General features: G+C 46.7%; 21 protein-coding genes. 4 read left to right on the top strand and 17 right to left on the bottom strand.

Translation table 11 applies throughout. The annotated features are described in order from the left end of the window. The first annotated feature begins 283 nt into the window (after positions 1–283). Complete coding sequence (locus QP860_RS09310) at positions 284–748, top strand: LytTR family DNA-binding domain-containing protein (RefSeq protein ID WP_070617180.1); 465 nt, start codon at positions 284–286, stop codon at positions 746–748. A gap of 13 nt (positions 749–761) precedes the next feature. Further along, the gene (locus QP860_RS09305; protein WP_070617182.1) at positions 762–1,148 is read left to right on the top strand and encodes a DUF3021 domain-containing protein; all 387 of its coding nucleotides are present in this window, start codon (positions 762–764) and stop codon (positions 1,146–1,148) included. 82 nt (positions 1,149–1,230) lie between these two features. Here the strand turns inward: QP860_RS09305 and nadE are convergent, their stop codons facing one another. The 11 genes from nadE to QP860_RS09250 form a co-directional block, all read right to left on the bottom strand. Continuing rightward, entirely contained in the window at positions 1,231–2,058 is an 828-nt protein-coding gene (nadE, locus tag QP860_RS09300; protein ID WP_070617184.1) for an NAD(+) synthase, read from the bottom strand. Further along, positions 2,058–3,536, bottom strand: a complete 1,479-nt coding sequence (locus QP860_RS09295; protein ID WP_141744571.1) for a nicotinate phosphoribosyltransferase — start codon at positions 3,534–3,536, stop codon at positions 2,058–2,060. Before QP860_RS09295 ends, nadE begins: the two co-directional genes overlap by 1 nt. Positions 3,537–3,899: 363 nt before the next feature. Next, complete coding sequence (locus tag QP860_RS09290; protein ID WP_070617188.1) at positions 3,900–5,294, bottom strand: sugar transferase; 1,395 nt, start codon at positions 5,292–5,294, stop codon at positions 3,900–3,902. Positions 5,295–5,424: 130 nt separating this feature from the next. Continuing rightward, entirely contained in the window at positions 5,425–6,780 is a 1,356-nt protein-coding gene (locus QP860_RS09285; RefSeq protein WP_070617190.1) for a hypothetical protein, read from the bottom strand. Between the two features lie 644 nt (positions 6,781–7,424). Beyond that, positions 7,425–8,936: an ABC transporter substrate-binding protein/permease gene (locus QP860_RS09280; RefSeq protein ID WP_070617192.1), complete on the bottom strand. Its 1,512-nt coding sequence runs from the start codon at positions 8,934–8,936 to the stop codon at positions 7,425–7,427. After that, positions 8,936–10,174, bottom strand: a complete 1,239-nt coding sequence (locus QP860_RS09275; RefSeq protein ID WP_284912613.1) for an argininosuccinate synthase — start codon at positions 10,172–10,174, stop codon at positions 8,936–8,938. The genes QP860_RS09280 and QP860_RS09275 overlap by 1 nt, the downstream gene beginning before the upstream one ends. Before the next feature lie 333 nt (positions 10,175–10,507). Further along, complete coding sequence (argH, locus tag QP860_RS09270) at positions 10,508–11,887, bottom strand: argininosuccinate lyase (RefSeq protein WP_070617196.1); 1,380 nt, start codon at positions 11,885–11,887, stop codon at positions 10,508–10,510. A 492-nt stretch (positions 11,888–12,379) separates the two neighbouring features. Continuing rightward, positions 12,380–13,789, bottom strand: coding sequence for an aldehyde dehydrogenase family protein (locus QP860_RS09265; protein ID WP_070617197.1), 1,410 nt, complete (start codon positions 13,787–13,789; stop codon positions 12,380–12,382). 405 nt (positions 13,790–14,194) lie between these two features. Next, entirely contained in the window at positions 14,195–14,746 is a 552-nt protein-coding gene (locus QP860_RS09260) for an NADPH-dependent FMN reductase (protein ID WP_067974474.1), read from the bottom strand. 181 nt (positions 14,747–14,927) lie between these two features. Further along, the gene (gene groL / locus QP860_RS09255) at positions 14,928–16,553 is read right to left on the bottom strand and encodes a chaperonin GroEL (RefSeq protein ID WP_070617198.1); all 1,626 of its coding nucleotides are present in this window, start codon (positions 16,551–16,553) and stop codon (positions 14,928–14,930) included. Positions 16,554–16,614: 61 nt separating this feature from the next. Further along, on the bottom strand, positions 16,615–16,887 hold the full coding sequence (locus QP860_RS09250) for a co-chaperone GroES (protein WP_067974468.1): 273 nt from the start codon (positions 16,885–16,887) through the stop codon (positions 16,615–16,617). Between the two features lie 247 nt (positions 16,888–17,134). Between QP860_RS09250 and QP860_RS09245 the strand changes: the two genes are divergently transcribed. Continuing rightward, positions 17,135–17,329 carry a hypothetical protein gene (locus QP860_RS09245; protein WP_070617201.1) on the top strand — a complete coding sequence of 65 codons (195 nt, stop codon included), beginning with the start codon at positions 17,135–17,137 and terminating at the stop codon, positions 17,327–17,329. Positions 17,330–17,437: 108 nt separating this feature from the next. Here the strand turns inward: QP860_RS09245 and QP860_RS09240 are convergent, their stop codons facing one another. Both QP860_RS09240 and QP860_RS09235 read right to left on the bottom strand, forming a co-directional pair. After that, the gene (locus QP860_RS09240) at positions 17,438–18,064 is read right to left on the bottom strand and encodes a redox-sensing transcriptional repressor Rex (protein ID WP_141744570.1); all 627 of its coding nucleotides are present in this window, start codon (positions 18,062–18,064) and stop codon (positions 17,438–17,440) included. A 78-nt stretch (positions 18,065–18,142) separates the two neighbouring features. After that, a complete protein-coding gene (locus QP860_RS09235; protein WP_070617204.1) occupies positions 18,143–20,209 on the bottom strand; it encodes a glycoside hydrolase family 3 protein in 2,067 nt (688 codons plus the stop codon). Between the two features lie 170 nt (positions 20,210–20,379). Between QP860_RS09235 and QP860_RS09230 the strand changes: the two genes are divergently transcribed. Further along, entirely contained in the window at positions 20,380–22,311 is a 1,932-nt protein-coding gene (locus QP860_RS09230) for an ABC-F family ATP-binding cassette domain-containing protein (RefSeq protein WP_070617206.1), read from the top strand. Between the two features lie 155 nt (positions 22,312–22,466). Here QP860_RS09230 and tsaD read toward each other — a convergent pair whose 3' ends face one another. The 4 genes from tsaD to tsaB are packed head-to-tail and all read right to left on the bottom strand — an operon-like array spanning position 22,467 to position 25,235. Then, complete coding sequence (gene tsaD, locus QP860_RS09225) at positions 22,467–23,483, bottom strand: tRNA (adenosine(37)-N6)-threonylcarbamoyltransferase complex transferase subunit TsaD (protein ID WP_070617208.1); 1,017 nt, start codon at positions 23,481–23,483, stop codon at positions 22,467–22,469. A gap of 19 nt (positions 23,484–23,502) precedes the next feature. Continuing rightward, positions 23,503–23,937, bottom strand: a complete 435-nt coding sequence (gene rimI, locus QP860_RS09220) for a ribosomal protein S18-alanine N-acetyltransferase (protein ID WP_168162697.1) — start codon at positions 23,935–23,937, stop codon at positions 23,503–23,505. Next, complete coding sequence (gene rimI, locus QP860_RS09215) at positions 23,930–24,520, bottom strand: ribosomal protein S18-alanine N-acetyltransferase (protein WP_070617211.1); 591 nt, start codon at positions 24,518–24,520, stop codon at positions 23,930–23,932. The genes rimI (QP860_RS09220) and rimI (QP860_RS09215) overlap by 8 nt, the downstream gene beginning before the upstream one ends. Beyond that, the gene (tsaB, locus tag QP860_RS09210) at positions 24,501–25,235 is read right to left on the bottom strand and encodes a tRNA (adenosine(37)-N6)-threonylcarbamoyltransferase complex dimerization subunit type 1 TsaB (protein WP_070617213.1); all 735 of its coding nucleotides are present in this window, start codon (positions 25,233–25,235) and stop codon (positions 24,501–24,503) included. Before tsaB ends, rimI (QP860_RS09215) begins: the two co-directional genes overlap by 20 nt. Positions 25,236–25,877 lie beyond the last annotated feature (642 nt).

Raw genomic sequence — 25,877 nt, 5'->3', positions numbered from 1 at the left:
AAATCAGTCTACTAAATATTGCCTCGTATACTTTAGCAACTTTATACCAATTTATACTTGACTAATCGTAGGAACTAGGGTGTGAGGGCTGGCGCTTAGCTTTCGTTCACTGGAGCAAGTCAACAAAAGAAAGCTTACAAACAAATCCCCCAGACCTTACCGGCTGGGGGATTTTATCAGGCTTTTTTTACCACTCAAGGCCTAAAAACAACCGCTCGGCTAAAACGGGACGACTTTTTGCCAGTTCTGCCTTATACTAAGGTCAGAAAGGAGGAGAGCTTCTATGACAATAGAAAAACTAGTCATCCAGCGTATCCTTGACCAAGACGAAGACAAGCACCAAGTGATCCTGCGTGCCTCTGACAGTCAGTGGCTAGACCGAACTTCTGACCTGCTCTACCAGCTAGAAGGAAAGCACCAGCCTGACCGCTTGACGATCAAGACCCAGGACACTTACCAGGTATTAGCTATCCGTGACATCCTCTATGCAGAAATCAACCAAGGCGAACTAAGCATCTGGACCAAGGCTAAGACCTATCCTTGCCGGCTCAGCCTAAAGAAGCTAGAAAGTCTCTTACCAAAGAACGACTACTTACGAGCAAGCCGCTATAGCCTCGTCCGCCTAGATGCTATCCAGAGCCTAGAACTCGCTTTTTCCGGAAATATGTATGCTCAACTTAGTAACCACAAGAAAATTCTAATCAGTCGTCGTTTTCTCCATCAGTTCAAAGAAAGACTTGGCCTATGAAAGGAGTCCCACCATGAAAGAATTTATTCAACGAAGCCTCCAAGGAATCTTTATCAGTATGGTTATCTTTGCTGTCATGGGTGCCATCTATACTTCCTCCCCCGCTTATCTTAAAATGTTAGTCAGTTGGAGCCTAGTCGGTTGTGTCTGCGGAGGAGGATCCCTCCTCTACCAAACAGATAGGCTCAGCCCCCTCTTAGCCGGCTTCTTCCACCTGGCTTTAAGTCTGCTAACCTTCCTCGGCCTAGCCGCATGGAATAACTGGTTCCCTCTGACTTGGGGCATCATTCTCTCGGCTAGCCTACAATTTAGCTTGATTTTTGTCCTCATTGCCCTGGGCTACTACTTCTACTATAGCAAACAAATTAAAGCAATCAATCAGAGAATCAACAAACTATAAAAAGACAAAAACCCCTGCTAGGCTTAAGCATCGCCTGGCAGGGGTTCTTCTATCGATAAATTGATTTCTAATGTGCAAGTCTTTAACGCCACCACTGGTCATAGACATTGACCGGCAGCTCTCGCTTGTGCTGGCTAGATTGATAAAGTTGTTCAATGCGTTCAGCATCGGCTTCAGCAAGATCCTTTCCTTCTAGGTAGTCATCAATGGCCTGGTAGGAGACACCGAGGGCTTCTTCATCGGCTTGGCCCGGTTTATCGTCTTCTAAGTCAGCGGTTGGCACTTTTTCATAGAGGCGAGGCTCTGCCCCGAGCGCTTGGAGCAAGGCTGCCCCCTGGCGTTTGTTGAGCCGCCAGATAGGCATGATATCCGCTGCCCCATCACCGAACTTGGTATAAAAGCCCGTAACGGCTTCAGCCGCATGGTCAGAGCCTGCCACAATCCCCTTATCGGCTCCAGCAATGGCGAATTGGCTAATCATCCGCTGGCGAGCCTTGATGTTCCCCTTATTGAAGTCCGTGATTTCAAGACCTGCTACTTCTAAGGCAGCCACTTGGGCATCCACAGCTGGCTTGATATTGACGGTCAATACCTGGTCAGCCTGGATAAAATCCAAAGCTTTCTGGGCATCATCCTCGTCCAACTGTTGACCGTAAGGAAGGCGGACTGCAATGAAACGAAGGTCTTGCCGGCCCGTCTCTTCGCGCAATTCTTCCATGGCTAGCTGGCAGAGCCGGCCCACTAAGGTCGAGTCTTGGCCCCCACTAATCCCTAGAACTAGGGTCTTGAAAAAAGGATGCTTCTTAAAATAGGCCTTAATAAAGTCAATCGATTGGCGGATCTCTGCATCTACATCAATACTTGCTTTCACACAGAGTTGGTCAATAATATGCGCTTGTAAAGGACGCATTATTCTCCTCCTTTATCTGCTGCCACATTTGCTTTAATCTTTTCCTTAATCTGCTTAATGCTGTTCATCTTCAAATCATAGAGCTCCTGTGAAAGGTCGACTGGGTACTGTTCTGGATTTAAAATCCGCTTATACTCATCCCACAGCGAATCAAGGCGTCCTTTAGTATAGTCTTTAATCTCGTCTAATTCTGGTTGGTCATAGACCAATTCCCCCTTGTCAAAAATCGTCTGCAAAAGCGGACGCGCCGTATAGTCAACAACGGTCTTATTGATATAAGGATAGGTAGGATGGAACATAAAGAGCTCATCCAATTGGTCGGGGCGCTCGTGTTTAAGCGCGACATAGTCCCCTTCAGACTTACCATCTGAGTTACGTGTAATGCGCCAAACCTGCTTGTCACCTGGAGTAGTGGTCTTTTCAGGGGAGCTTGAAATCTTCATAGTAGGGACCAAATTACCATTTTCATCTTCCATGGAGCAGAGTTTGTAAACTGCCCCGAGAGCAGCTTGGTCAAAGGAAGTAATTAACTTCGTTCCGACACCCCAAGAATCAATCTTCGCCCCCTGCATCTTCAAGTTAAGGATGGTCTTTTCATCTAAGTCATTGGAGGCCACGATGATGGCCTCTTCATAACCTGCTGCATCGAGCATGGTCCGGACACGTTTGGATTGATAGGTCAAGTCCCCACTATCCAAGCGAACCCCAATAAAGTTAATCTGATCGCCCATTTCATCGGCCACACGAATCGCCGCTGGAACGCCAGAATTCATCACATCATAGGTATCCACTAAGAATACGCAGTCCTTGTGGGATTGGGCATAAGCCTTGAAGGCCTCATAATCGCTCTGGAAGGATTGGACCATAGCATGGGCATGGGTCCCCGATACAGGAACGCCTAAGGTCTTGCCTGCCCGAACGTTAGAAGTCGAATCAAAGCCGCCAATATAAGCAGCCCGTGCTCCCCAAACTGAAGCATCCATCTCTTGAGCCCTGCGTGCACCGAACTCTGCCAAGCCATCGTCACCACAAACCGTACGGATGCGGGCAGCCTTGGTTGCAATTAAGGTTTGGAAGTTCACAATATTTAAGAGCGCGGTTTCTACTAATTGGCAATCCACCAAGCGCCCCTCAATCTGAATCAGCGGTTCATTGGCGAAGCAGAGTTCTCCTTCCACCATGGATCGGACTGTCGCTTGAAAGCGGTAGTCCTTTAAGTAATCTAAGAAGGCATCAGGGTAGTTTACTGTCTCCCTTAAATAAGCGATATCTGAATCAGTAAAGCGTAAATTCTTAATATAATCGATTACCCGTTCCAGACCTGCGAAGATCGCATAGCCATTATTGAAGGGATTCTTACGAAAATAAATTTCAAAAACCCCAAACTGTTCAGCCTTGCCACTTTCCCAGTAGGTCTTCATCATATTGATCTCATAGAGGTCAGTATGTAGGGTTAAACTGTCATCTGGATAATTCATAAAGGCACCTCTGTTTGTCATTTTTCTATCATTATAACACTTCACCCTAACTTTGTCGCAAAAAAGCCAATCCCAAGCTATCTAGCTGGCTTATAAAAATCAAAAAAATAGAAAAAGAAAGAGCCGGGGATACAAGTCCAGGCTCTTTCTTGTAAAGCTATAGGCAAAAAGCTTTATTTCATCAATGTTTTTTGGGGTCTTACTCCAAGTAGACAAAGTTAAACGCTCTTGCTCTCACCCTGTAGTCGGGTTCACAAGAGCAGACTTGAAGTGATTTCAGCGCATCGAAACGTCTGACTAGCGTCAGTCTTATTCGATGCGCCTCCAATCATTCAAGTCTAAGCGCTCTTGCTCTCACCCTGTTTAGTCAATGACTTGGATGTTCATTTTTTTGATGGCTTCGCGGTCAACGACTTGTTTGCTTTCTTCGTCTACTCCGGAAGAGGAGACCTTGTCGAAGAGAATTTTGATCGTCTGTAATAGGATCTTGAAGTCTAGGATAATGGAATAGGTCTTGATATAGATCAAGTCAAAGTTGAGCTTACTGTTAAAGTCCGTCGCATACTTGCCATAAACTTGGGCATAACCTGTCAGGCCAGCTGGTACATTATGGCGGAGGTAATAGTGAGGGTTTTGTTCTTGGAATTGCTCAACAAAGAAGGGACGTTCGGGACGTGGCCCAACCAATGACATGTCCCCATTCAAGATATTGAATAATTGAGGCAGTTCATCGATGCGCAGGGAGCGCAGGTACTTGCCGATTCCTGTGATCCTTGCATCATTCTTGGTTGCAATCACAGGTCCCGTGCTGTCCTCCGCAGTCGCTGTCATCGTCCGGAACTTATAGATTTCAAATTCACGATTGCCCTTGGTGATCCGTGTCTGCCGGTAAAAGACGGGGCCTTTAGAGGTGAGCTTCACCAAGAGGGCCGTTACCAGCATGATCGGGGAAGCAATGATCAAAAGAACAAGAGAAACAATAATATCCAAGAGCCGCTTGATCAGGGCCTGATCTGCCGGAATCTTGAAGTCAGAGGTTTCAATAATCGACTCATCCTCAAAGTTCATGATATTAGGGTTGACCATGACTAAGTTTTCAAACTTAGAATTAAGGAAGAGCTTTTTATCTTCCGCCATCAGGAGAGAATAGAGGCGGAGTTTTTCCTCTTCTTCGATCTGTGAGGCTAGGTAAACAATATCGAATTCATCCAAGCGGGCCTTCACATTATCATAGTAGTGGTCGATCACCACATGGGTTACAATATGGCGGGTGGACTTGGATGATTTGAAATTGAAGATAGCAGGAAAGACTTCCTCTTCTTCACCAACAATCATCACCCGCTTATTGCTGGCATAGCGGCGGTACATACTAAAGACTAGAGCCCGGAAGGCATAGATCAAGAGGGTTGACACAAAAAAGTCAATCAAAATAACCGAACGTGGAAAAGCAAACCAACGCCCCACGAAACTCAAGACCATGGCAACCACAGCCAATAGGGCTTGAATAATCAGCGTAATAAAGAAGATATCCCCCTTGGACTTATTGTAGAGAACATAGATCCCGAACAATAAGTTAAAGACAATAAAGATAATTAAAATCCACGGAATCGCCCCCTGGAAAGCCTGGAAATTGCGCAAGGGAACGTAACGGCCATAGCGGATAAAGAATGAAATAAAATAAGATATCAGTAAGATCAGGGCCTCAGTTGCCCCAATAATGACCCGATACCAATTGGTCCATTCGCCGTTTCTTTGCATAATGATCCTCCTAAGAAAAAGGGACGGTTCAAACCGCCCCTCAAGCTGTTCTACTATATGGTATCTTAGCATAATTCCCATAGTTCAAGCAGCTATTTATCAAATATTTTCAAATTATTAAAGATTCAACTTAGCTAGCAGCGCCTGCTTCTGGGCTCCCGCCACTAGCTGCTCCGCCTTGGTCAGCCCCAGCATTTGAGCCAGTATTAGCTGGTGTATCATTAGGAGCTGGTGCTTCCGGTTGGCCTTCTGGTGGCGTTTGTGGCGTAGTCGCGCCCCCTTGAGAGGCGGAAGAAGAAGGTGCTGTCGATGGATTAGCTGAACCTTGATTTTCGTTCAGCGGTTTCGAAGAGACAGCGGAAGAGTCAGTACTTGGCTTCGCTTCTTCTTTCTTACCTGCATTATTGTTAGAGCTGGCATTGTTTTGTTGGTTATTTGATGCTTTGCTGTTTTCTGCTTTCTTGTCATCCTTCTTGTCGTTATTGTTGTTTTGATTTTGACGATTATTATTGTTGTTTGCGTTATTGTTATTAGAAGCTGGACGAGAGCTTGGCGGGGTCACACGTTGACTGCCCCGGTTGCCCACATTTTGACTTTGGTTGCGGTTAGATTGGGTCGCTTGTTGGCGCGCTTCATTCGCTTGTTTTTGGAGACGGTCGCTCCGTTCACGAGCTTGGTCTTGGGCCTTCTTAGCTTCTTCTTCTAACTTCTTAATTTGATCTTGTGAAGCACCAGACTTGCGGGCTTGGTCAATTTCAGCTTGGCTAATCCGTTCCGTTAAGTCTTCATCTACTTGACTGATCATGTCTAACATCTTGGCGGTCACATAAGGATTTTCTTCCTTCTCAGCTTCCTCACGCAACTTATCCAATTCTTTTTGTAAGTCTTCTTGTTTTAAAGACTTAGCAGATTTCAGGTCGTTTAAGGTCTTAGTAAATTTCTCGAACTTGTCAGCTTGTTCTTCAGCTGTCTTCACAAGGTCAGCTAGCGTCCCGTAGAGCCCATCTTCCTTAGATTCCAAGGCAGCTTTATGTTGGTTTTTAACCTTATCAACATCAGCCTTCTTCAAACCATCCTTGATAATGACCCATTTTTGTAAGGTTGCCCCATTGAGCGGCTGCTTGTCCTTGGTCTTTTCAAAGAGATTGTTGGTCGCATTTTGGACATCATAGCGATTTTGGACATCTTCCAAATCACCTTGTAATTGTCCCTTAATCCCTTCTTCATCCTTCAAATTAGCTACATCTTCTTTAGCCGCTTCGATATCTTCTTGACTAATATCCTCAGCTAAGAACATCTTTGCTTCATCAAAGTAGAGATCGGCGACAGCTTTCTCTGCCCCACTCTCCTTGTGGTCTTCAATAGCGGTTTGAACAGGTTCCTGCTGCAAGGCGGCATAGACGCCCACGCCCCCAATCAAGAAGAGAGATACAGCGACAACTAGAACTCTTTGCCAATTGAACTTTTTCTTCTTATTCTTCTTCAAGTCAATCTCCTCCGTTAATATTTATCGCAATATTATATCTACACTACGATAGCATGTTTCATTTTTCAATGCAAAAGTATTCCCAATTTGTAACCAATTTTTAAAGAAGTTAACAAGTCAAGTGACTGTAAATAGCAAAAAACTGGGACAAAGCCCAGTTTTTAAGTCGGGTTCACAAGAGCAGCTTGGGAGTGCTTTCGCAAGTTGGGAACGTGCAAGCATGGCTTGCCTTTATCCCAACTTGCTCCAAGCATCCAAAGCTAAACGCTCTTGCTCTCACCCTTTCTAGTCGGGTTCGCAAAGGCAGAAAGGAAGTGACTTCAGCAAAGTGGAACGACCGGCTAAAGCCGCTCTTATCCTCTTTGCCTCCAGTCATCCCTTTCTGAACGCCTTTGCTCACACCCTTTACAGTCGGGTTCAGGCTAGCAGAAATAGGTCTTCTTCACCATAATCCGTCGAAGGCTTCCAGCCTTCTCTGGCTTCTGGCTCCAGAGGTCTATTTCTCCCGCTAGCCTTCACACCCTTCTTAGTCGGGTTTGGTCACACAGAAGTGGCTCCTCTTCACAAAGACCTGCCGAAGACTTGCAGTCTTCTTCGGGTCTTTGCTCCAGAGGTCCACTTCTACCCGTGCTCCCTCTCACCCTTTAATTATATTTCGCGTTCATTTGTTTTTCGTAATGGTTGAGGAGCTTGGTTAAGGCATAGGTGATAATGAAGTAGATCACCATAGAGATAAAGAGTGGGATAATGCCTTGGTAAGTCTGGCTGGTAACAGCCCGGGTTTGGAAGGTTAATTCGGCTACCCCAATAGTCGATACAATAGAAGATTCCTTAATCAAGGTCACGAATTCGTTCCCTAACGAAGGCCAAATGGAGCGCAGGGATTGTGGGAAGATAATCTTCCGCAAAGTTGTCTTGTAGTCCAAACCAAGAGACCGAGCAGCTTCGGCCTGGCCTTTAGGAACGGACTGGAGACCACCACGGATAATCTCACAAATATAGGCTCCTGAGTTGAGAGAAACAGCGATCAAACCAGCCAGCAATGGGCTAATACCGAGCAAGCCCCCAACCCCTAGGAAGATAAAGAGAACTTGGATCATCAGAGGTGTCCCCCGAACAAATTCGACATAGGCTCCTGCAATGCCAGAGAGGAATTTCAAGTTAGAAATCCGCATCACGGCAAGGAGCGAACCCAGAATCATCCCGAAGACAATCGAGAGAATGGAGATTAAGAGGGTCGTCTTAATACCGTCCCAGAAGAAAGGCCAATACTGCATCCAATCCACATTGTCGGTAGCAGCTAATTGGTCCGCAGCTTCGTCCGCCCATTGGTTAACCAAGTCTTGTTCAACCACTTCATCAATAGTGTGGTTAATGGCTTCCCCTAGGCTCGGTTGGTTCTCAGGAATCACAACTGCCTTGCCGTCATTTTCTTCCCGTGGGACTTTGGCATCGACATAAGTCAACTGGTCATTGCCCTTGGTCGCGGTCCGGGCCATAATCTCATCGACTAAGACCCCATCCACTTGCTTGGTTCCTAGGGCACTGAGCAGGTCAGGAACCTGTTGCATGGTAAGGAGCTTGGCTTTAGGCATGTGGGCCTTGGCCAGGTCTTCTTGGTACGACCCCTGTTGGACCCCCACAACCGTTCCTTCTACGAAACTATCCTTATCTTTGAGTCTGTCCGTATCGTCTTTGCGGATAACAAGGGATTGGCCAGCATTCTCGTAGGGTTTGGTGAAGTCTACGGACTTATCCCGTTCCTCCGTATAAGTCATCCCTGAGATAATCATATCAATGGCACCAGTCTCTAAGGAAGACATCAGACTGGAAAATTCCATATTCACGATTTCCAGTTTAACCCCAAGATCATCAGCGATCTTTTCCGCTAGGGAGATATCGATCCCCTTCGTTTTGTTCTCGCCACCTTCACGGGTCAAGAACTCAAAGGGTGGGTAGTCGGGGCTGACGCCTAGCTTAATGACGCCCCGCTTCTTAATTTCATCAAGTAATTGGTCGTTGCCTGCTACTTGCCCTGAAGTTTGCGACTGGTCTTCTGCCGCTTGGACCAAGGCCCCTGCTCCAGCCAGTAGTGGACTAAAGGCGAGGAGAAAGACCATTAGGAGCTGCAGGCTATATTTAACTAGTTTTTTCATTAAATTTTGCCGTCCTTTTTCCATTCTTTTTCAGCAAGCACCCGGGCAGTTTGTGGCAGGCCGAAGAGCTTAATGAAACCTTCCGCATCATTTTGGTTGTAGATATCATCTTCGTCAAAGGTTGCCAGTTCTTCATTATAAAGAGAGTAAGGACTGGTCGTCCCTGCATCAATGACATTACCCTTGTAAAGCTCTAACTTGACTTGGCCAGTGACGTGTTTTTGGGTTTCATCCACAAATTGTTGGAGGGCCTTGCGTAGAGGTGAATTCCACAAGCCATTATACACTAATTCCGCATATTTATGGGCAAGGACTTGTTTAAACTGCAAGCTATCGCGGTCTAAACATAATTCTTCCAATTTTTCATGGGCATGGTAGATGATGTGTCCACCTGGTGTTTCATAAACGCCCCGAGACTTCATCCCGACGAGACGGTTTTCAACAATATCGAGGATGCCAATCCCATTTGCCCCGCCGAGTTCGTTTAATTTTTCAACTAAGGCGATGGGATCCAATTTTTCGCCATCCACAGCGACAGGGTTCCCTGCTTCAAAATCGATGGTCACATAGGTGCTCTCGTCTGGCGCTTGTTGAGGTGACACCCCTAATTCTAAAATATCATCTAGTTTAGGTTGCTGGCTAGGATCTTCCAAGTCCAAGCCTTCATGGGAGAGGTGCCAGAGGTTTTCATCCTTAGAGTAGTTCGTCTCACGGGTAATCGGTAGCGGAACGTTATGCGCTTCTGCATAATCAAAAGCGTCTTCCCGGGATTGAATATCCCAGATCCGCCATGGGGCAATAATTTGAATAGTTGGATCGAATTCACGCAAGCCGAGCTCGAAACGCACTTGGTCATTCCCCTTACCGGTACAGCCATGGACGATGGTATCGCAGCCTTCTTCATGGGCGATTTCAATCATCCGCTTGGCAATTAGTGGACGGGCATAGGCGGTCCCTAAGAGATACTTGCCTTCATACTTAGCCCCAGCCCGCATGGCAGGATAGATATAATCTGTAATAAATTCTTCGCGGAGGTCTTCGACATATAATTTAGAAGCCCCACAATTGACAGCTTTCTTCTTTAAATACTCGTAGTCTTCTTCCTGACCAACATTGGCGGTCATTCCGATCACTTCAACGTCAGCCCCATAAGTTTCCTTAATCCAAGGAATAATTACGGAGGTATCCAAACCACCTGAATACGCCATTAAAACCTTCTTTACTTCCTTCTCTGGCATTATAAACTCCTCCTTAAATATAAAAAACCGCCTCTTCCAATCTGAAGAGGCGGAGTTAATAAGCATCCACGGTACCACTCTACTTGCTGGCAAAGCCAACATCTCTAGCCGATTAACGCTCGGACACGAACTAGTTTATCTTATCTAGTCGAGCTTATGCGGCGCGCTTCACAGAGTCTTCAGACAGGCCTTCCACCACCACCTGCTCGCTTTACTCAGGGACTTTGCTACTCTTCCGCATCTCTTTTATGAGAGTACTTTAATTTAACTGTTATTATATCACGGCTGAATCAAATGTCAACTGAACTTTAGGATTTTATTTTAGGACTTATCCTACGACCGCTCGAGGGCTTGGCAGAGGGCTTGGGCATGTTCTTCCACCCGTTCAGGAGCTGGTCCACCCAGAACATTACGCCGGTAGACACAGGCCTTCAAGTCGATTGCATCAAAGATATCTGCTTCAAAGTCATCCGCATAGCGCTTATAATCTTCCAAGGAGAGATCTTCCAGGGTTAGGTTCTTTTCGCTACAGTATTGAAGGATATTCCCGGTGATTTGGTAGGCATCACGGAAGGGCATTCCCTTAGCAGCCAGGTAGTCGGCGCAATCAGTAGCGTTCAAGAAGCCCTGGCCACAAGCGGCATACATGGCCTCTTCATCCACAACCGTTGCTTCCAACATGGCTGGTAGGAGACTCACCATCATCTTCATGGTATCGATAGCGTCGAAGAGGGCTTCTTTTTCTTCCTGCATATCCTTGTTATAAGCGAGAGGGAGGCCCTTCATCAGGGTAAGCACGTTAATCAAATCGCCATAGACCCGCCCCGTCTTTCCGCGCATCAATTCATGGATATCGGCATTCTTCTTCTGGGGCATAATGGATGAGCCGGTGGAGAAGGAATCTTTCAGGTGAATGAAATGGAACTCCTGACTGGCCCAAAGAATCGTCTCTTCCGCATACCGGCTGAGGTGCATGGCCAGAAGCGACAGGGCACTCAGCATCTCAATACTATAGTCACGGTCAGACACTGCATCCAAACTATTGGCCGATGGGGTCAAGAAGTCCAAGAGTTCCGTCGTTAAATCGCGATTCAAGGGGAAAGAAGAGGTCGCCAAGGCACCAGCCCCCAGTGGCATGGTTAAATCAATCCGCTTACCCACATCCTGCAAACGGCCATAGTCCCGCAAAAGCATTTCCGCATAGGCCATCAAATAGTGGCCATAAGTAATGGGTTGGGCCCGCTGCAAGTGGGTATAGCCCGGCATGATGCTTTCCGTATGCTGGAGGGCCTTCTTAGCAAAGCCCAGCATGGCATCCTCCAAGAGGCCACAGAGGACTTCAATCTCATCCCGAACATAGATCTTCAAGGCGGTGGCAACCTGGTCGTTCCGACTGCGGCCGGTGTGAACCTTCTTACCTGTATCCCCTAAGCGCCGGGTCAGTTCCGCTTCAATAAAACTATGGACATCTTCTTCCTCATAGTCAATGGCTAGCTTGCCGTCACGGTAGTCTTCTCGCATCTGCCCCAATTCCTGGTAGAGCGCCTCTGCTTCCGCTTCCTCAATAATTCCTTGGGCCCCCAACATCTTTGCGTGGGCCATTGAACCCTGCAGGTCAGCATCCAACAGTCTGTCATCCACTTGAATTGATTGATTGAATTGATAAGCCGCTTCTGACATCGCGTCATGAAAGTCATTCGACCAAATTGCCATCTTTGCCACTCCATTCTTTTTAAGTCTTATGTTTAATCATAAACAAAGTTCGTCCCTGGTGCAAGATTGATTGAGAAAAGCTGCTTAAAGAATCCTATTTGTCAGCAGCTACTAATGAAAAACCATTATAAAAAGGCCCCAACTTCTACTTCAGTTGGAGCCTTGGAATGGAAAAGGTTCAAGGATGCAGAAAGGGCTCCTCTTCACAAAGAGCCAGAGGTCCCTTTCTACCGCATCCTCTCACACCCTTTATAGTTGGGTTCGCAAGAGCAGCTTTGGACTGCTTTCGCAAGTCGGAAACGTGCAAGCCTTGCTTGCCCTTATCCCGACTTACTCCAAGCTTCCAAAGCTAAACGCTCTTGCTCACACCCTTTATAGTCGGATTCGGTCTGGCAGCTTTCGTATCACTTCACAAGCCCCCGCCGCAGTCCTTCAGACTGCTCTGGTGACTTGCTCCAGTGAACGAAAGCTAAACGCCAGCCCTCACACCCTTTATTTTTCAAAGATGGCTTTGATTTCGACGTAGTCTTCTAGGCCGTAGTAGCCTTTTTCGCGACCTAAGCCGGACATTTTGTAGCCGCCGAATGGTGCTTGATCGCTACCTGGATTATCGTTGACGAAGACGTTACCTGTCCGCAATTGGCGAGCCACTGCCTTGGCTTCTTCTTCTGGACCAACGACAGCGCCAGAGAGGCCATAAGGGGAGTCATTGGCTTGTTTGATGGCGTCTTCTGTGTCGGTATAGGTCAGCACACAGAGGACCGGGCCAAAGATTTCTTCCTGGGCGATGGTCATGTCATTGGTCACATTGACAAAGACTGTCGGATCCACATAGTAGCCTGTCCGGTCTACTTTTCCTCCGCCTACCAAGACTTCAGCACCTTCTGCCTTACCTTTTTTGATATAGTCTTCAACGGTTTCTTTTTGCTTAGCGGAAACCATAGGGCCAACTTTAGTTGCTTCATCGGCTGGGTCACCGAGGACCACTTCTTTGTCATAGAAGGCTTTGATAGCCGTCTTATAGTCTTCCAATTCATCTTCTGGGACAAAGAGGCGGGTCAAGGCTGCACAGGTCTGCCCTTGATTATCGAGCACAGTATTCATTGACTTAGCCACAGCGAGTTCCTTATCACCACCTTTGAGGGCAATGAGAGCAGACTTACCACCGAGTTCAAGGACGAGGCGCTTGATACTACCACTCGCTTTATCGTAGAGGCCGCGGCCGACTTCGGTTGACCCGGTAAAGGAAATGATAGCCACATCCTCATGGCCAGCGAGAAGGTCTCCAGCTTCACTCCCCCGCCCGGTGATCAAGTTAACGACCCCTTTAGGTAGGCCAGCTTCTTCAATAATTTCCATGAATTTAATGGCTGTGAGAGGGGTATCTGAGGCGGGTTTGACCACAATGGTATTACCAGTTAAAAGAGCTGGAGTGAGCTTACGTTGGATCTGGTTCAAAGGATAATTCCATGGCGTAATGCAGGCAACCACTCCCGATCCTTCTTTAATAACAGTCGCCGTATCGTAACGTTCTTCAAAGTTGAAGCGGTCCAAGGCCTTGAGACTTCCTTCCAATTCCCCGATCGATTTGCGCACCTGGTTATCTCGGGAAAAAGCCTTGCTAGCGCCCATCTCTTCAACCACAATATCGACTAATTCTTCCTTATGCGCTTTAAGGCCTTCAAGCACCTTCTCTAAATAGCCCTTGCGTTCATCTACAGCTAAACCATTCCAAGACGGAAAAGCAGCCTTAGCTGCAGCCACAGCGTCGTCCACATCTTCAGCATTACTAGTTGGAACTTGAGCAATCACTTCTTCACTTGTTGGATTAATGACATCGGTATATTGACCAGACTTGCTGTCTACCCATTCACCGTTAATATAGTTTTGATAGGTCTTCATCAAAAAAGCCTCCTTCAGCTTGCTGTTAAGGGTTTACACTTCCCATTATCAAGTATCCGACTAGAGAATTCAAGTCAGAGGGGTCCAAGAAGAGAGTGTGACAAAAGTCGATCAAGCCTGAACCAGTGGAGCGAACTATGGGAAATCGTTGGTAAACGATTTCCAAATAGTTTGTAGTCGGGTTCAGACTGGCAGAAATAGGTCTTCTTCACAAAGATTCGCCGAAGACCTTCAGTCTTCTCTGGATCTTTGCTCCAGAGGTCTATTTCCCCCGCCAGCCCTCACACCCTGCATGAAGTGGATGTCAGGCCTGACTTTTGGACCATGTTTTTGAAAAAAGTTCGCTATTTAAAAAGAGGCTGGGACATCTGTCTCAGCCTCTTGAAGTCTGAATTGAAACTTAGCTTAGATAAATTTTCCTGCGAATTCAGCGAAGGCTTTACCAGCACTTGCTAAGAATTCTTTGGTATCTTCTGCTGTAATTTCACCGTTTTCACCGATGTAGTCAGCAGAGTTCCCAATGTAAAGTTCAGGTTGTTGCATAACAGGCATATCTAAGAAGACTAAAGATTGACGGAGGGTATGGTTAGCGATAGCACCACCGATACCTGCTGGTGATTGTGAGGCAACAAGAGCTGGCTTGCCTTCCCAAACGCTTGAACCATATGGACGAGAACCTAAGTCGATCGCATTCTTCAAGCTCGCTGGAATGCTACGGTTGTGTTCAGGTGTGACGAAGATAATAGCATCTTGAGCGCGCACTTCATCACGGAAACGTGTATATTCAGCAGGTTGTTCAGCTGCTTCATCATAGTCTTGGCTATAGAGTGGAAGGTCAGCCGTTTCGATAAAGGTCACTTCAGCGTCACTTGGTAAACCTGCCACTAATCCTTTTGCAATTGCTTCAGAAAATGAATTCTTACGGATTGAACCTAAAACTACACCATATTTTGCCATAAAATAAATCTCCTTCTTTCTTTTATACTTTTGACTTAATAATTTATCTTATACTTCTATGATAATAGTTCAGTTTCGAAATTTCAAGCCAAACGACTCGAAAAGTTTTTGGTATTTGTAGTTATAAGTAAAAAACAAGAACCCTCTTCTGAGAGTTCTTGCTTCTTCTTTAATCAGTGGCTTAGTACATGCCACCAGCCATAGCACTTGGGTCAACTGCTGGTGCTTCTAGTTCTGGTTTATCCGCAACAACACTTTCTGTTGAGAGGATAAGGCCTGCAACTGAGCCAGCATTTTGTAGGGCTGAACGCGTTACCTTAGTTGGGTCAACAATCCCAGCTTCAATCATATCTACCCATTCATTGTTTTGGGCATTGAAACCAATACCTAGGTCTTTAGAACGGAGGCGTTCCACAATAACTGAGCCTTCTAAGCCAGCATTTTCAACAATTTGGCGGAGAGGTTCTTCCAAGGCGCGGGCTACAATCCGAGCACCTGTTGCGGCGTCACCTTCCAGCTCTTCGGTTGCTTTTTCAACTTTTTCTTGAACGTTCATGAGAGCAGTACCCCCACCAGCAACGATACCTTCTTCAACTGCTGCACGGGTTGCATTCAAGGCATCTTCAATGCGGAGTTTACGTTCTTTTTGTTCAGATTCAGTTGCGGCACCGACTTTAACAACGGCTACCCCACCAGCTAATTTAGCTAAGCGTTCTTGGAGTTTTTCACGGTCATAGTCAGATGTGCTTTCTTCGATTTGTTTACGGATTAAGGCAATACGTTGTTCTAATTGTTCCTTATTGCCGCCACCTTCAACAACTGTGGTGTGGTCCTTGGTTACAGTAACGCTACCAGCCTTACCTAAATGGTTGATGGTTGCGTCTTTCAATTCTAAGCCGAGATCTTCAGAGATCACTTGACCACCCGTTAAGACAGCTAAGTCTTCTAGCATTTCTTTACGACGGTCGCCGAAACCTGGTGCTTTAACAGCAACCACATTCATGGTCCCGCGTAATTTGTTCAGTACTAGGGTTGGGAGAGCTTCCCCATCTACATCATCAGCAATTAAGAGCAGTGGGCTACCTTGTTGTAAGATTTGTTCAAGAAGAGGAAGGATATCTTGGATATTTGAAATCTTACGGTCTGTTAAGAGAATGTAAGGATTTTCCAAGCTGGCTTCCATTTTTTCATTGTCTGTTACCATATATTGGGAGAGGTAACCGCGGTCGAATTCCATCCCTTCAACCACATCTAAGGTCGTATCGATAGACTTAGAGTCTTCAATGGTAATCACACCATCTTCGCCAACCTTGCCCATAGCTTCAGCAATTAGCTTGCCGACTTCTTGGTCACCTGATGAGATAGCGGCAACGTTAGCAATGGCATCTTGAGATTCCACTTGAACAGAGTTTTCCTTCAAGCCTTCAACAGCTGTCCGGATTGCTTCGTCAATCCCGCGGCGAACGCCGACAGGGTTAGCACCAGCGGTCACATTCTTCAAGCCTTCACGAACAATCGCTTGGGTTAGGATTGTTGCAGTAGTGGTTCCGTCACCAGCTACATCATTGGTCTTAGAAGCTACTTCAGCGACTAATTTAGCCCCCATGTTTTCGAAGTGGTCTTCTAATTCGATATCTTTAGCAATGGTTACCCCATCATTAGTGATCAATGGTGAACCATAGCTTTGTTCGAGGACAACGTTACGTCCCTTAGGCCCCAAGGTAATCTTCACCGTATTCGCTAACTTGTCCACACCGCGCACTAAAGCTTGACGGGCATCTTCTGAAAATTTAATATCTTTTGCCATTAAAATTCATGCTCCTCTCGATACACAAGTAATGATTCAATCTTTAAATTTAATTTTTGATCTAGTCTTCAATGACAGCGACAATATCTTTCGCCTTTAAGATGAGGTATTTTTCACCAGCATATTCCACTTCATTGCCGGCATATTTTTCAAATAAGACAAGGTCATCTTTCTTAACTGGACTTGTGAAATCTTCTGTTTCATCTGCAACTGCAATAACACGTCCCACTTGGGATTTTTCTTGGGCTGCAGATGGTAGTATAATACCAGACGTTGTTTTTTCTTCTTGTTCTTCAAGCTGAACAATCACACGTTCATTTAAAGGTTTTAACATAATTCACATTCCTCCATCAGTTCCAAAAACAATTCACTTTTTATCGTTAGCACTCACAACTTCCAAGTGCTAACTTACATTTATTATCTTAAAACATTTTATTTTAGAATGCAAGTCTTTTGTTGACTTTTTTTGACCTTTTAGCCTTTCTTTAAATTTTCCGCCAAAATAGCTGATCTCACTTGTCTTTTAGCTATATTTTCGTTACATTACATATTACGATGCAAGATTAAAAAGGAGTGTTGCTATGTCTTTACAATCACTAGTCATGAATATTGTGCTAAAAATCATCCTGGCTGGTCTCTTCCTCTCCCTGGCTATTTCAATGGTCAGTGAAAACGGTTGGTCCTTCCTTCCCTTCATTAATATTCTCTTAGCAAGCCACGATATCTTCCAAAGTATCCAATTAATTCGAGCCTACCAGAGAATCAAAAATCTATAAACCAGATAAGTCGGCTTAAAAGCCATTAATCAAAAAGTGCCCCAAAGAGAGCTACTTGGCTCCTTTGAGGCACTTTTTTGATCGTTTTAGGCTAGAAAGTTTTTCTCCTTAGTGGTTGGTCACGTAGTAGATCAGCGTTTGTAATTCATTAGCTAAGTCAACTGTTTGGACAAAAATATCTTTAGGAACATTAAGTCGGCTGGCCGAAAAATTCAAAATACCCTTGACGCCAGCTTCTTCAAGCTGTGGCACCACACTCTGAGCAGCCTGACCTGGTACGGCCAAGATCACGATATCGATCTGGCGCGCTTCCAATTGGTCAACTAACTCGTCCATACTATAAATCGGAACCCCCTCATGAATCTTCCCCACCTTATCTGGGTCAATATCAAAAGCGGCATTAATATGAACATTGTTTGACTGCTTAAAATTATAAGAAATTAAGGCATTCCCCAAATTCCCCACACCGATCAGAGCGACCATGGTGAGCTGGTCTTGGCTCAGTAGGCGGCTGAAAAATTCAATTAAATGATCAATTTCATAACCATAGCCCCGTTTGCCTAAAGTCCCAAAATAAGAAAAATCACGTCGGATGGTGGCACTGTCCACTTTTACCGCATCAGAAATCTGTTCGGAAGAGACACGGTCCATCCCCATTGCCTTGAAATTCTTCAAGCATCGATAGTAGATTGATAAGCGTTTAGCTGTTGCCTTTGGTATCTTTTTCACTAGAATCCCCCCTGTTTGTTCAATTGTGAAAAATAGAATAGGAATATTTTACCAGGATTTCGACTTTGGAGCAAATCTAAAACTTTAATTTAAGCTTAAGCCGAAACCATAAGTGTAGCTATTTCCCGCACTATCTTGATAGGCATAAGCGCGGTCCATATACTTGTCCTTATCGTAGCCTGGTACATCATTTGGTGAGGCACAAATGCCTTCATCATTAACCGCAATCACGTCATCATTGGCAGGTAGGGTTAGAGGCAATTTCCCCTTGGCAGGGCAGGCCCCTGTATAGACATCAATGATGGCCTGGATAAAGCTATTGAAGCTGGCAGTTAAGGCATCAGCTAAAGGCTCAACATTTTCCAAGATAAATGGCAAGTCGAGGTTAACGTTAATAATCGTATGGTCAACCGCTGCTTGGATGGCCTTCACCCGGTCGAGGTCCACGTTGGTTGCTTGGTGGATCTGTAAGTCCAGATAGCCTGAAGTGGCTTCGAAGTAAGAACCCGAGATTGGTTCTAAGAAGAGTAAGGCAATATCCGCTTCGTGGTAGTCCGTCACCAGGTCAATCTGTGGGAAGGCCTTGCGAATCTGCTCTGGTAATTCTTGGTTCAGTTCATCGGTATTACCGAAGATTCCTTGCTTGCGGCGGCTGGCCATTTCCTCTTCATTATAGACCTTGGTAAAGATTTCCGCATAAACTTTTTTGCCCGCTAACTTGTCCTCAGTCAAAGGCAAGAGCTCTTGGTCATTCTTCAAGAGAACCACCGATTCCTGGTGGGCCTGATAGGCTATCTCGCGGCTATCTTCCGTATTGGTGATAGCTTCTGCCTGGTCAATATCTTGGTAAGGATTCTCGAATAAGCCGAGAGCAAAAAGCTCCTTCAAAGTGCCTTCCAAACGGGCATTCACTGTCTCTTCGTCGACCAAGCCCTGGGTCATGGCTTCCTCAAAGGCTTCAACCTCTGTGGTCCCCGAGACAATATTCGTCCCCGCCTTGAGCATCTTAGCTACCCGCTCCGGCTTAGTTAGGTCTTCAACACCCCAGGCACAAGCATCCAAGACCCCTGTATCTGAGTTGATATAGCCCTTAAAGCCTAGGTCATCACGCAAGAGCTCTTGGAGGAATTGGCGGTTGTAAGCAAAAGCAACATCCTCTTCAAAACCTGCTTGGAAGGGTTCTTGGGGCAGGTTGGATTTTTCCTGGCTAGGAATCGCATAGTAAGGCATGATCGAGCTTGGTTGGTGCTTAATAGCTGCCTTGAAGGGTGGTAAGTGATAGGTCTCTAAACTATTAGGAGTTGGGTAAACATTAAACTTCCCTTCTTCATAGTGAGGGTCGAAGCCATTCTCCCGTGCACCACCACCTGGGAAGTGCTTGATGGTGAGGGCAACGCCCTGGTCATCTAAGTCCTCTCCTTGGTAGACAGGAATAATCGTTTCAGCAATTTCTGAAATCTGTTCGGGATTCTCGCCAAAGGTTCCCGAAGTCCTAAACCAGCGGGGGTCCGTCGCGGTATCTACCATATACATATAACCCTTGCGGATATTGTTGTGCCAGAATTCTTGCTTACCAATTTCAGCAAAGGCCTTGATCAAAGGCATATTGCGAGTGGCTGCTAGACCCAGGGTGCCAGGAAATTGGGTAAAGCGCCCAATCGCTGATTCTGCATTAAAAGCGGCTTCGTTGTTTTCATTCTTCGAATTGGATAAGACCAGCAAGGGAATCCCTAAGCGACTTTCCTCGACCATCTCCTGCATAGTATTGACCCAGGTCACGATCTCTTCCGGCTCGGCATTCTCTCTTAAGATAATATGCCGGATTTGGAAGTCTTCCAAAAGCGTCGAAGTCGGATACTCGTGCTTCGGATGGGGATACTGGATCTCCTTATCGGCTTCATTGATGACCCCATCATGGCTGGTTGGTTCACCTTCTTCAGCTGAAATTCCCATGGGCTTGTCGATAAGGACCATCATACCGGCTTTTTCGCGGAGATTCATCCGCCCGACTAAGTCCTTAGCTCGCTCTTCTGGACTCAGTCGCCAATCTTCATAAGGATTGACTCGACCATCTTTATTATGATCTTTGAAGCGTAAGCCATCGACTTCAACTTCTTCTAAGTGACGGCTCACTAATTTTCTTTGTTCCATTGAATCGCTCCTTCATATTCATTTCAATTATTTTATGCACACCATAAGTCTATTTTAAGGGATAAAGTCAATTTTGCAAGGCCTTTCACAATCTAAGCGAAATTTTGTTAGTCGTCCCTATGGCAGAATTATGCTAAACTAGGAATAGTATTTTAGAAGGAGGCTAGACAATGATTCTTTTACAAGGTTCCAATTTAGCCCGACATTTTGGGGCTGAGACCCTTTTTGAAGACATTCAAATTACAGTTCAAGATAACAGTCGCATTGGTCTAGTCGGTAGAAACGGTACTGGTAAATCGACCCTACTGAAGATCCTAGCGGGCATTGAGACTCCAGACCAAGGTACCGTCTCCCAACGCAAGGGAACCCGGATTGCCTATATGGACCAACACTCTGCTGTCAACAGCGAACGGACAGTCTATGAAGAGATGAAGAGCGTCTTTGCAGAAGACTTGGCCTTGATTGACCAGGCCAATGAAGCAGCCATGGTCCTGGCCGATGAAGCTGTCATCCAAGACCCTGACCGCTATGAACAAGCGCTGAAGACCTATGACCAAATCCAAGAAGAAATCAACCAGCGCAATGCCTATAGCTATGATTCAGAGATCCGTATGGTCCTCCACGGCTTCCGCTTCCCCGAAGACATGTACGACCAGCCTATTTCACAGATGTCTGGCGGTCAGCGGACCCGGCTGGCCCTGGCCAAGGTGCTCCTAGAGAAGCGGGACATCCTGATCCTAGACGAACCAACCAACCACCTGGATATCGATACCCTCAACTGGTTGGAAGGCTACCTGCCCAAGTATCCCGGCGCCCTCTTGATCGTCAGCCACGACCGCTACTTCCTCGACCATGTCAGCAATGAAACTTATGAGATGACCCACCACGGCATCGAACACTATGCCGGAAATTATAGCTTCTACTTGAAGGAAAAAGCGGTCCGTCTGGAAACCCAGATGAAGGCCTATGAGAAGCAACAAAAAGAAATTCATAAGTTAGAAGACTATATTGCCCGCAACCTGGTCCGTGCCTCCACTACCAAAATGGCCCAGAGCCGACGCAAACAACTGGAACGAATGGACAAGCTGGACCGGCCCCAACAGGACGAACGCTCAGCCCGTATCCAATTCTCTACAGAAAAGTCGAGCGGTAATGTCGTTCTCACGGTCGATGACCTGGCTATCGGTTACGACGATTGCCTGTCCTATCCGATTAATATCGATTTACGCAAACAGAAGGCCCTGGCCATTGTCGGCCCAAATGGCGTCGGCAAGTCTACCCTGCTCAAAACCATTACGGGACAAATCCCACCATTAAAGGGCGACTACCAACTTGGAACCAATGTGAGCCTAGGCTACTACGACCAAGAGCTAGGCAATCTCAATTCCAAAAAGGACGTCCTCCACGAACTCTGGGATGACCACCCTAGCATGAATGAGCAAGATATTCGGACCATATTGGGGAGCTTCCTTTTTAGCGGAAGTGATGTTGAGAAGCCCGTCCATGGCCTCAGCGGGGGCGAAAAAGCCCGCTTGGAACTAGCCAAACTCGCCTTAGACCATGACAACTTCCTGGTCCTTGACGAACCCACCAACCACTTGGATATTGACTCCAAAGAAGTCCTAGAGAATGCCCTGATCGATTATGATGGCACCCTGCTTTTTGTCAGCCACGACCGCTACTTCATCAACCGCCTAGCTACCGAAGTGCTCGAAATCTCAGCAGAAGGCAGCAAGCTCTACTTGGGCGACTATGACTACTACCTCGCCAAAAAGGCCGAAGAAGAAGCCCGGCAAGCCGCCCAAGACACTGGTCAAGACCCAGCCCAAAAAGTCGAAGAGAAGTCTTCAGGCAAGCTCAGCTACGAAGAAAATAAACAAAAACAACGCGAGCAACGCCGCCAACAGCGTCTCGTCGACCAATGCGAAGAAGAAATCACCCAAATCGAAGAACAAATCCAAGCCATCGAACAGGAAATGGCCAAACCCGAAGTCTACCAAGACAACGCCCAAATCCTCGAGCTCAACGCCCAACTCGAACCCCTCAAGGCCCAGCACCAAGAACTTATGGACCAATGGGAAGACTTGCTCAGTCAATTGTAGGCAAATGAGACTTGAGCCTAAAGAGACAAGCTAGCAAACAGGGAACCAGAAAGCAAGTAGGCCCTTTGATTACACTATTAACAGGATATCAAACAAAAACCACTATCTTCACATCAACATGAGTAAAGATAGTGGTTTTCTAGTTTCTAAATTTGTTAAGAATCGCTAATATCCAAGCCTGGCACAGCATCCAAGCTCAAATCAGCGAAGGCAGCTTTTTGGTAGAGGCTATAGGCTGCCGCACCAATCATGGCTGCATTATCGCCACAATATTTGAGGGGCGGGAAGTAAAGGGTCACTTCTGGATGGCGGTCAGCTAGAGCCGCTTGGAGCTCGCGGCGCAAGCCACTGTTAGCTGCTACCCCACCAGCCACTAAGAGCTGCTTAACAGGATATTCATCCAGGGCCCGGCAGGTTTTTTCAACGAGAACCTCAACTGCAGCCGCTTGGAAGGAAGCCGCCACATCTTCTTTAACAAGCTTTTCCCCGCGTTGGTCAGCATTGTGAAGGTGGTTAATAACGGCCGATTTCAGCCCACTAAAGCTGAAATCAAAATTATCTTCATCGAGCATGGGACGGGGATAGGCATAAGTATCGCGGCCTTCCTGGGCCAATTCATCCATCCGCTTGCCACCCGGATAAGGCAGGTCAAGCAAGCGCCCCACCTTATCATAAGCCTCCCCGACTGCATCATCACGGGTATCTCCAAACTTCTCAAAGACAGCATCTTCTGGCATATAAACCAATTCCGTATGCCCACCACTCACCACCAAGGCAAGCAGGGGAAAGTCCATGGCTTGGACCAGTTGATTGGCGTAGATATGGCCCGCAATATGGTTGACACCAATTAAGGGCTTGTCATGGGCAAAGGCCAGGGTCTTGGCTGCGGTAATCCCAATTAAGAGAGAGCCCACCAAACCCGGGCCCTTGGTCACCGCAATCCCGTCAATTTCTTCCCAGGTCAGGCCCGCCTCTTCAAAGGCTAAGTCAACAATTTGTGTAATTTGTTCCACATGGTGGCGGCTGGCAATTTCAGGAACCACCCCACCAAAGCGCATGTGACTTTTGACCTGGGTGGCTACGATATTAGCCAGGCAGTCCTTGCCATCACGAATAATAGCAGCCCCTGTCTCATCACAACTCGATTCGATTGCTAATAAGGTTACTGACATCTTCTCACCTTTTCTATCTTTAGACTAATAAACAATAAATCCAGGCATCCTCTCCGTCCGGATAGTAGCTCTGGCGGATGGCTAGTCTTTCAAAGCCGAGCTTCTGGTAGAGGGCCTGGGCTGGGAGATTGCCCGCTCGCACTTCTAAGTAAATACGCTCGGCCCCTTCGCCTGCCAACTGACCAATTGCTTCTTCTAGAAGCTGTTGGCCCAGTCGTTTCCTTTGATAGGCTGGTAGAACCGCCAGATTAAGCAGTTCCGCTTCTCCCGCTAATAATTGGAATTGTGCCAGGGCCACTAAATCTTCCCCATCATAGTAGGCAAAAGTCTGGGCATAGGGCCGGCTGAGGAAGTAGTCGAGGGCCTCAATGGTCCAGCTTGGGGTCTGGGGATAAGCAGCCTGCAAAAGTAGCCACATGTCTTCTCCCCCGCCTGTCTCCAAACGTTTAAGCATGGTGGTCATCGACCTCCTCAAAGCGCCAGGCCAAGAGGTCGGCATGTTCACGGTTATCGTGGTAATAAAAGTTCCGGGTCTTCAAGCGTCGAAAGCCCCGCGCCCGGTAAAAAGCTTGGGCCTGCTTATTGGATTGGCGGACCTCCAATTGAATTTCTTGGAGGCCAACTTGTTGGGCCAAATGCTTCGCTTCTTCCAATAAGTAGCTACCTAAACCTTGGCCCTGGCAACTAGGGGCCACCATGAAATTAGACACATGGAGATGGTCAGGCTCTTCCCGGCAAGCAATAAAAGCCAAGAGAATACCATGGGAAAAGGCCTGGAGATAAAAAGTATCCGGCCGCCCCACCATGTCCCGGTAGAAATCCTTCATCCCCCACATGACCTTGCCATAAGCTAATTTTTCCAAGTCAACCATCTGCTTCAAGGCCGTCTGGTCGGATAAACGCAGGCTGAAAGCTAAACCAGAAGCCAGAACTAGCTCTTCTTGCCGGACTTCAATACGGTCCAACAAGTCGGCTTGGGGCGCCCTAAATAAGTGGCCTAGCCAGCTAAAGTATTGGTTAATCTGCTCTTTCAACATAATTTTCCCCATCATGACCGGGGTTTTTCTCCCGCCAGTTTTCTTCTGCTTCAGCCAATTTGGCATAATCGGGCAGGAAGGTATCCACATCTTCTAGCTGGAGAGGGAGCTGGACCATCTTATGGGCATAGATGATCCTGTCTTCCGGCGCGGCCAAGTGACAATGGTCGTGCTGGTAGAGGATAGGGGCCAAGGCACTCTCATAGGACGCTAGGTCCGGACTGATAAAGTAAACCTGGTCGTAGTCGTCTAGGCGGTCTTCCCAACTAGCTAGCCAGTCGGAAAAAGCCCCGTGCTTCACCTCTTCTAAAGCTGTCCAAGCCTGGCCATCCTTCAAATATGCCGCTGCAAAAACAGTCTGGCGGCGGGCATCGAAGAAGGGAAGTACTAGTGACTTCTGGGCCCGAATATTAGCAGCCAGGGCCAGGAGACTGGGCACAGAATACAAGGGGATCCCTAATGTAGAAGCCAAAACCTTGGCCGCCGTAACCCCTATCCGAAGTCCCGTATAGGAGCCTGGTCCCTTGGAAATAATAACCCCCTCGAGGTCTTCAGGCTGCCAGCCAACTGTCTCCATCATGGTCTGGATCAGGGGCAGGAGCTGGGTAGAATGTTTAATTTTGGTATTGGTGGTTATCTCACTGATCAGGGTCTGGTCCTCCAGCAGGGCCAGGCTCAGGGATAGCGTCGCACTATCAATCGCTAAAAAACGCATCTTAGCACCCTCTCTAATTTGACTATTCACAGCTCTTATTGTAGCAAATATCCGGCCCCTGAACAATGTGCAGAGACGCTCTTAGGAAAAGCTGGTTTGAACTTTAGAGCAATCCTCTATTGGTAAAAGCTTATTTTATAAGAACTGGGTGGTCAACTTGCTAACGGAGGCCTTGTTTGCAGGTTCCTCAACGGCTACTTGCTATTGAAGAGGCCATTCGCAAGTGGGTGAAGGCGAACTTGCTATCGAGAGCCCTGTTCGCAAGTAGCCAGCCTCGAACTTGCTAATTGGACCTGTCTTCGCAAGTTCAACTGCCACAACTTGCTAATCGGACCCTTATTCGCAACTTGCTCGTTTTAAAAAAAATTTCTAATAATAAAAACAAGCTAGCAAGAAAACCTATGCTTGCTAGCTTGTTCGTTGGAAGTTATTTTTTTAGGTCTTGCTCTGCCCCTGTCTAGTCGGGTTCGACTTGGCAGGCTTGGAATGATTTCACAAGTAAGAAACGAGCGAATGCTTCGCTCTTTTTCTTACTTGCTCCAATCATCCAAGGCTAAGCGCCAAGTCTCACACCCTTTCCTACGATTAGTCAAGTATAAATTGGTATAAAGTTGCTAAAGTATACGAGGCAATATTTAGTAG

Source organism: Aerococcus sp. UMB1112A, from assembly GCF_030230715.1.
Lineage (GTDB): Bacteria > Bacillota > Bacilli > Lactobacillales > Aerococcaceae > Aerococcus.
The sequence above is the reverse complement of the archived record's forward strand: the minus strand, read 5'-3'. Positions and strand labels throughout refer to the sequence as shown.

Coding starts and splice junctions, on each gene's coding strand:
- nadE (WP_070617184.1), bottom strand. CDS start 2,058: ATGCGTCCTTTACAAGCGCATATTATTGACCAACTCTGTGTGAAAGCA.
- QP860_RS09260 (WP_067974474.1), bottom strand. CDS start 14,746: ATGGCAAAATATGGTGTAGTTTTAGGTTCAATCCGTAAGAATTCATTT.
- QP860_RS09305 (WP_070617182.1), top strand. CDS start 762: ATGAAAGAATTTATTCAACGAAGCCTCCAAGGAATCTTTATCAGTATG.
- tsaB (WP_070617213.1), bottom strand. CDS start 25,235: ATGCGTTTTTTAGCGATTGATAGTGCGACGCTATCCCTGAGCCTGGCC.
- QP860_RS09275 (WP_284912613.1), bottom strand. CDS start 10,174: ATGCCAGAGAAGGAAGTAAAGAAGGTTTTAATGGCGTATTCAGGTGGT.
- argH (WP_070617196.1), bottom strand. CDS start 11,887: ATGGCAATTTGGTCGAATGACTTTCATGACGCGATGTCAGAAGCGGCT.
- rimI (WP_168162697.1), bottom strand. CDS start 23,937: ATGCTTAAACGTTTGGAGACAGGCGGGGGAGAAGACATGTGGCTACTT.
- QP860_RS09280 (WP_070617192.1), bottom strand. CDS start 8,936: ATGAAAAAACTAGTTAAATATAGCCTGCAGCTCCTAATGGTCTTTCTC.
- rimI (WP_070617211.1), bottom strand. CDS start 24,520: ATGTTGAAAGAGCAGATTAACCAATACTTTAGCTGGCTAGGCCACTTA.
- QP860_RS09230 (WP_070617206.1), top strand. CDS start 20,380: ATGATTCTTTTACAAGGTTCCAATTTAGCCCGACATTTTGGGGCTGAG.
- tsaD (WP_070617208.1), bottom strand. CDS start 23,483: ATGTCAGTAACCTTATTAGCAATCGAATCGAGTTGTGATGAGACAGGG.
- QP860_RS09310 (WP_070617180.1), top strand. CDS start 284: ATGACAATAGAAAAACTAGTCATCCAGCGTATCCTTGACCAAGACGAA.
- QP860_RS09290 (WP_070617188.1), bottom strand. CDS start 5,294: ATGCAAAGAAACGGCGAATGGACCAATTGGTATCGGGTCATTATTGGG.
- QP860_RS09245 (WP_070617201.1), top strand. CDS start 17,135: ATGTCTTTACAATCACTAGTCATGAATATTGTGCTAAAAATCATCCTG.
- QP860_RS09235 (WP_070617204.1), bottom strand. CDS start 20,209: ATGGAACAAAGAAAATTAGTGAGCCGTCACTTAGAAGAAGTTGAAGTC.
- groL (WP_070617198.1), bottom strand. CDS start 16,553: ATGGCAAAAGATATTAAATTTTCAGAAGATGCCCGTCAAGCTTTAGTG.
- QP860_RS09295 (WP_141744571.1), bottom strand. CDS start 3,536: ATGAATTATCCAGATGACAGTTTAACCCTACATACTGACCTCTATGAG.
- QP860_RS09265 (WP_070617197.1), bottom strand. CDS start 13,789: ATGAAGACCTATCAAAACTATATTAACGGTGAATGGGTAGACAGCAAG.
- QP860_RS09250 (WP_067974468.1), bottom strand. CDS start 16,887: ATGTTAAAACCTTTAAATGAACGTGTGATTGTTCAGCTTGAAGAACAA.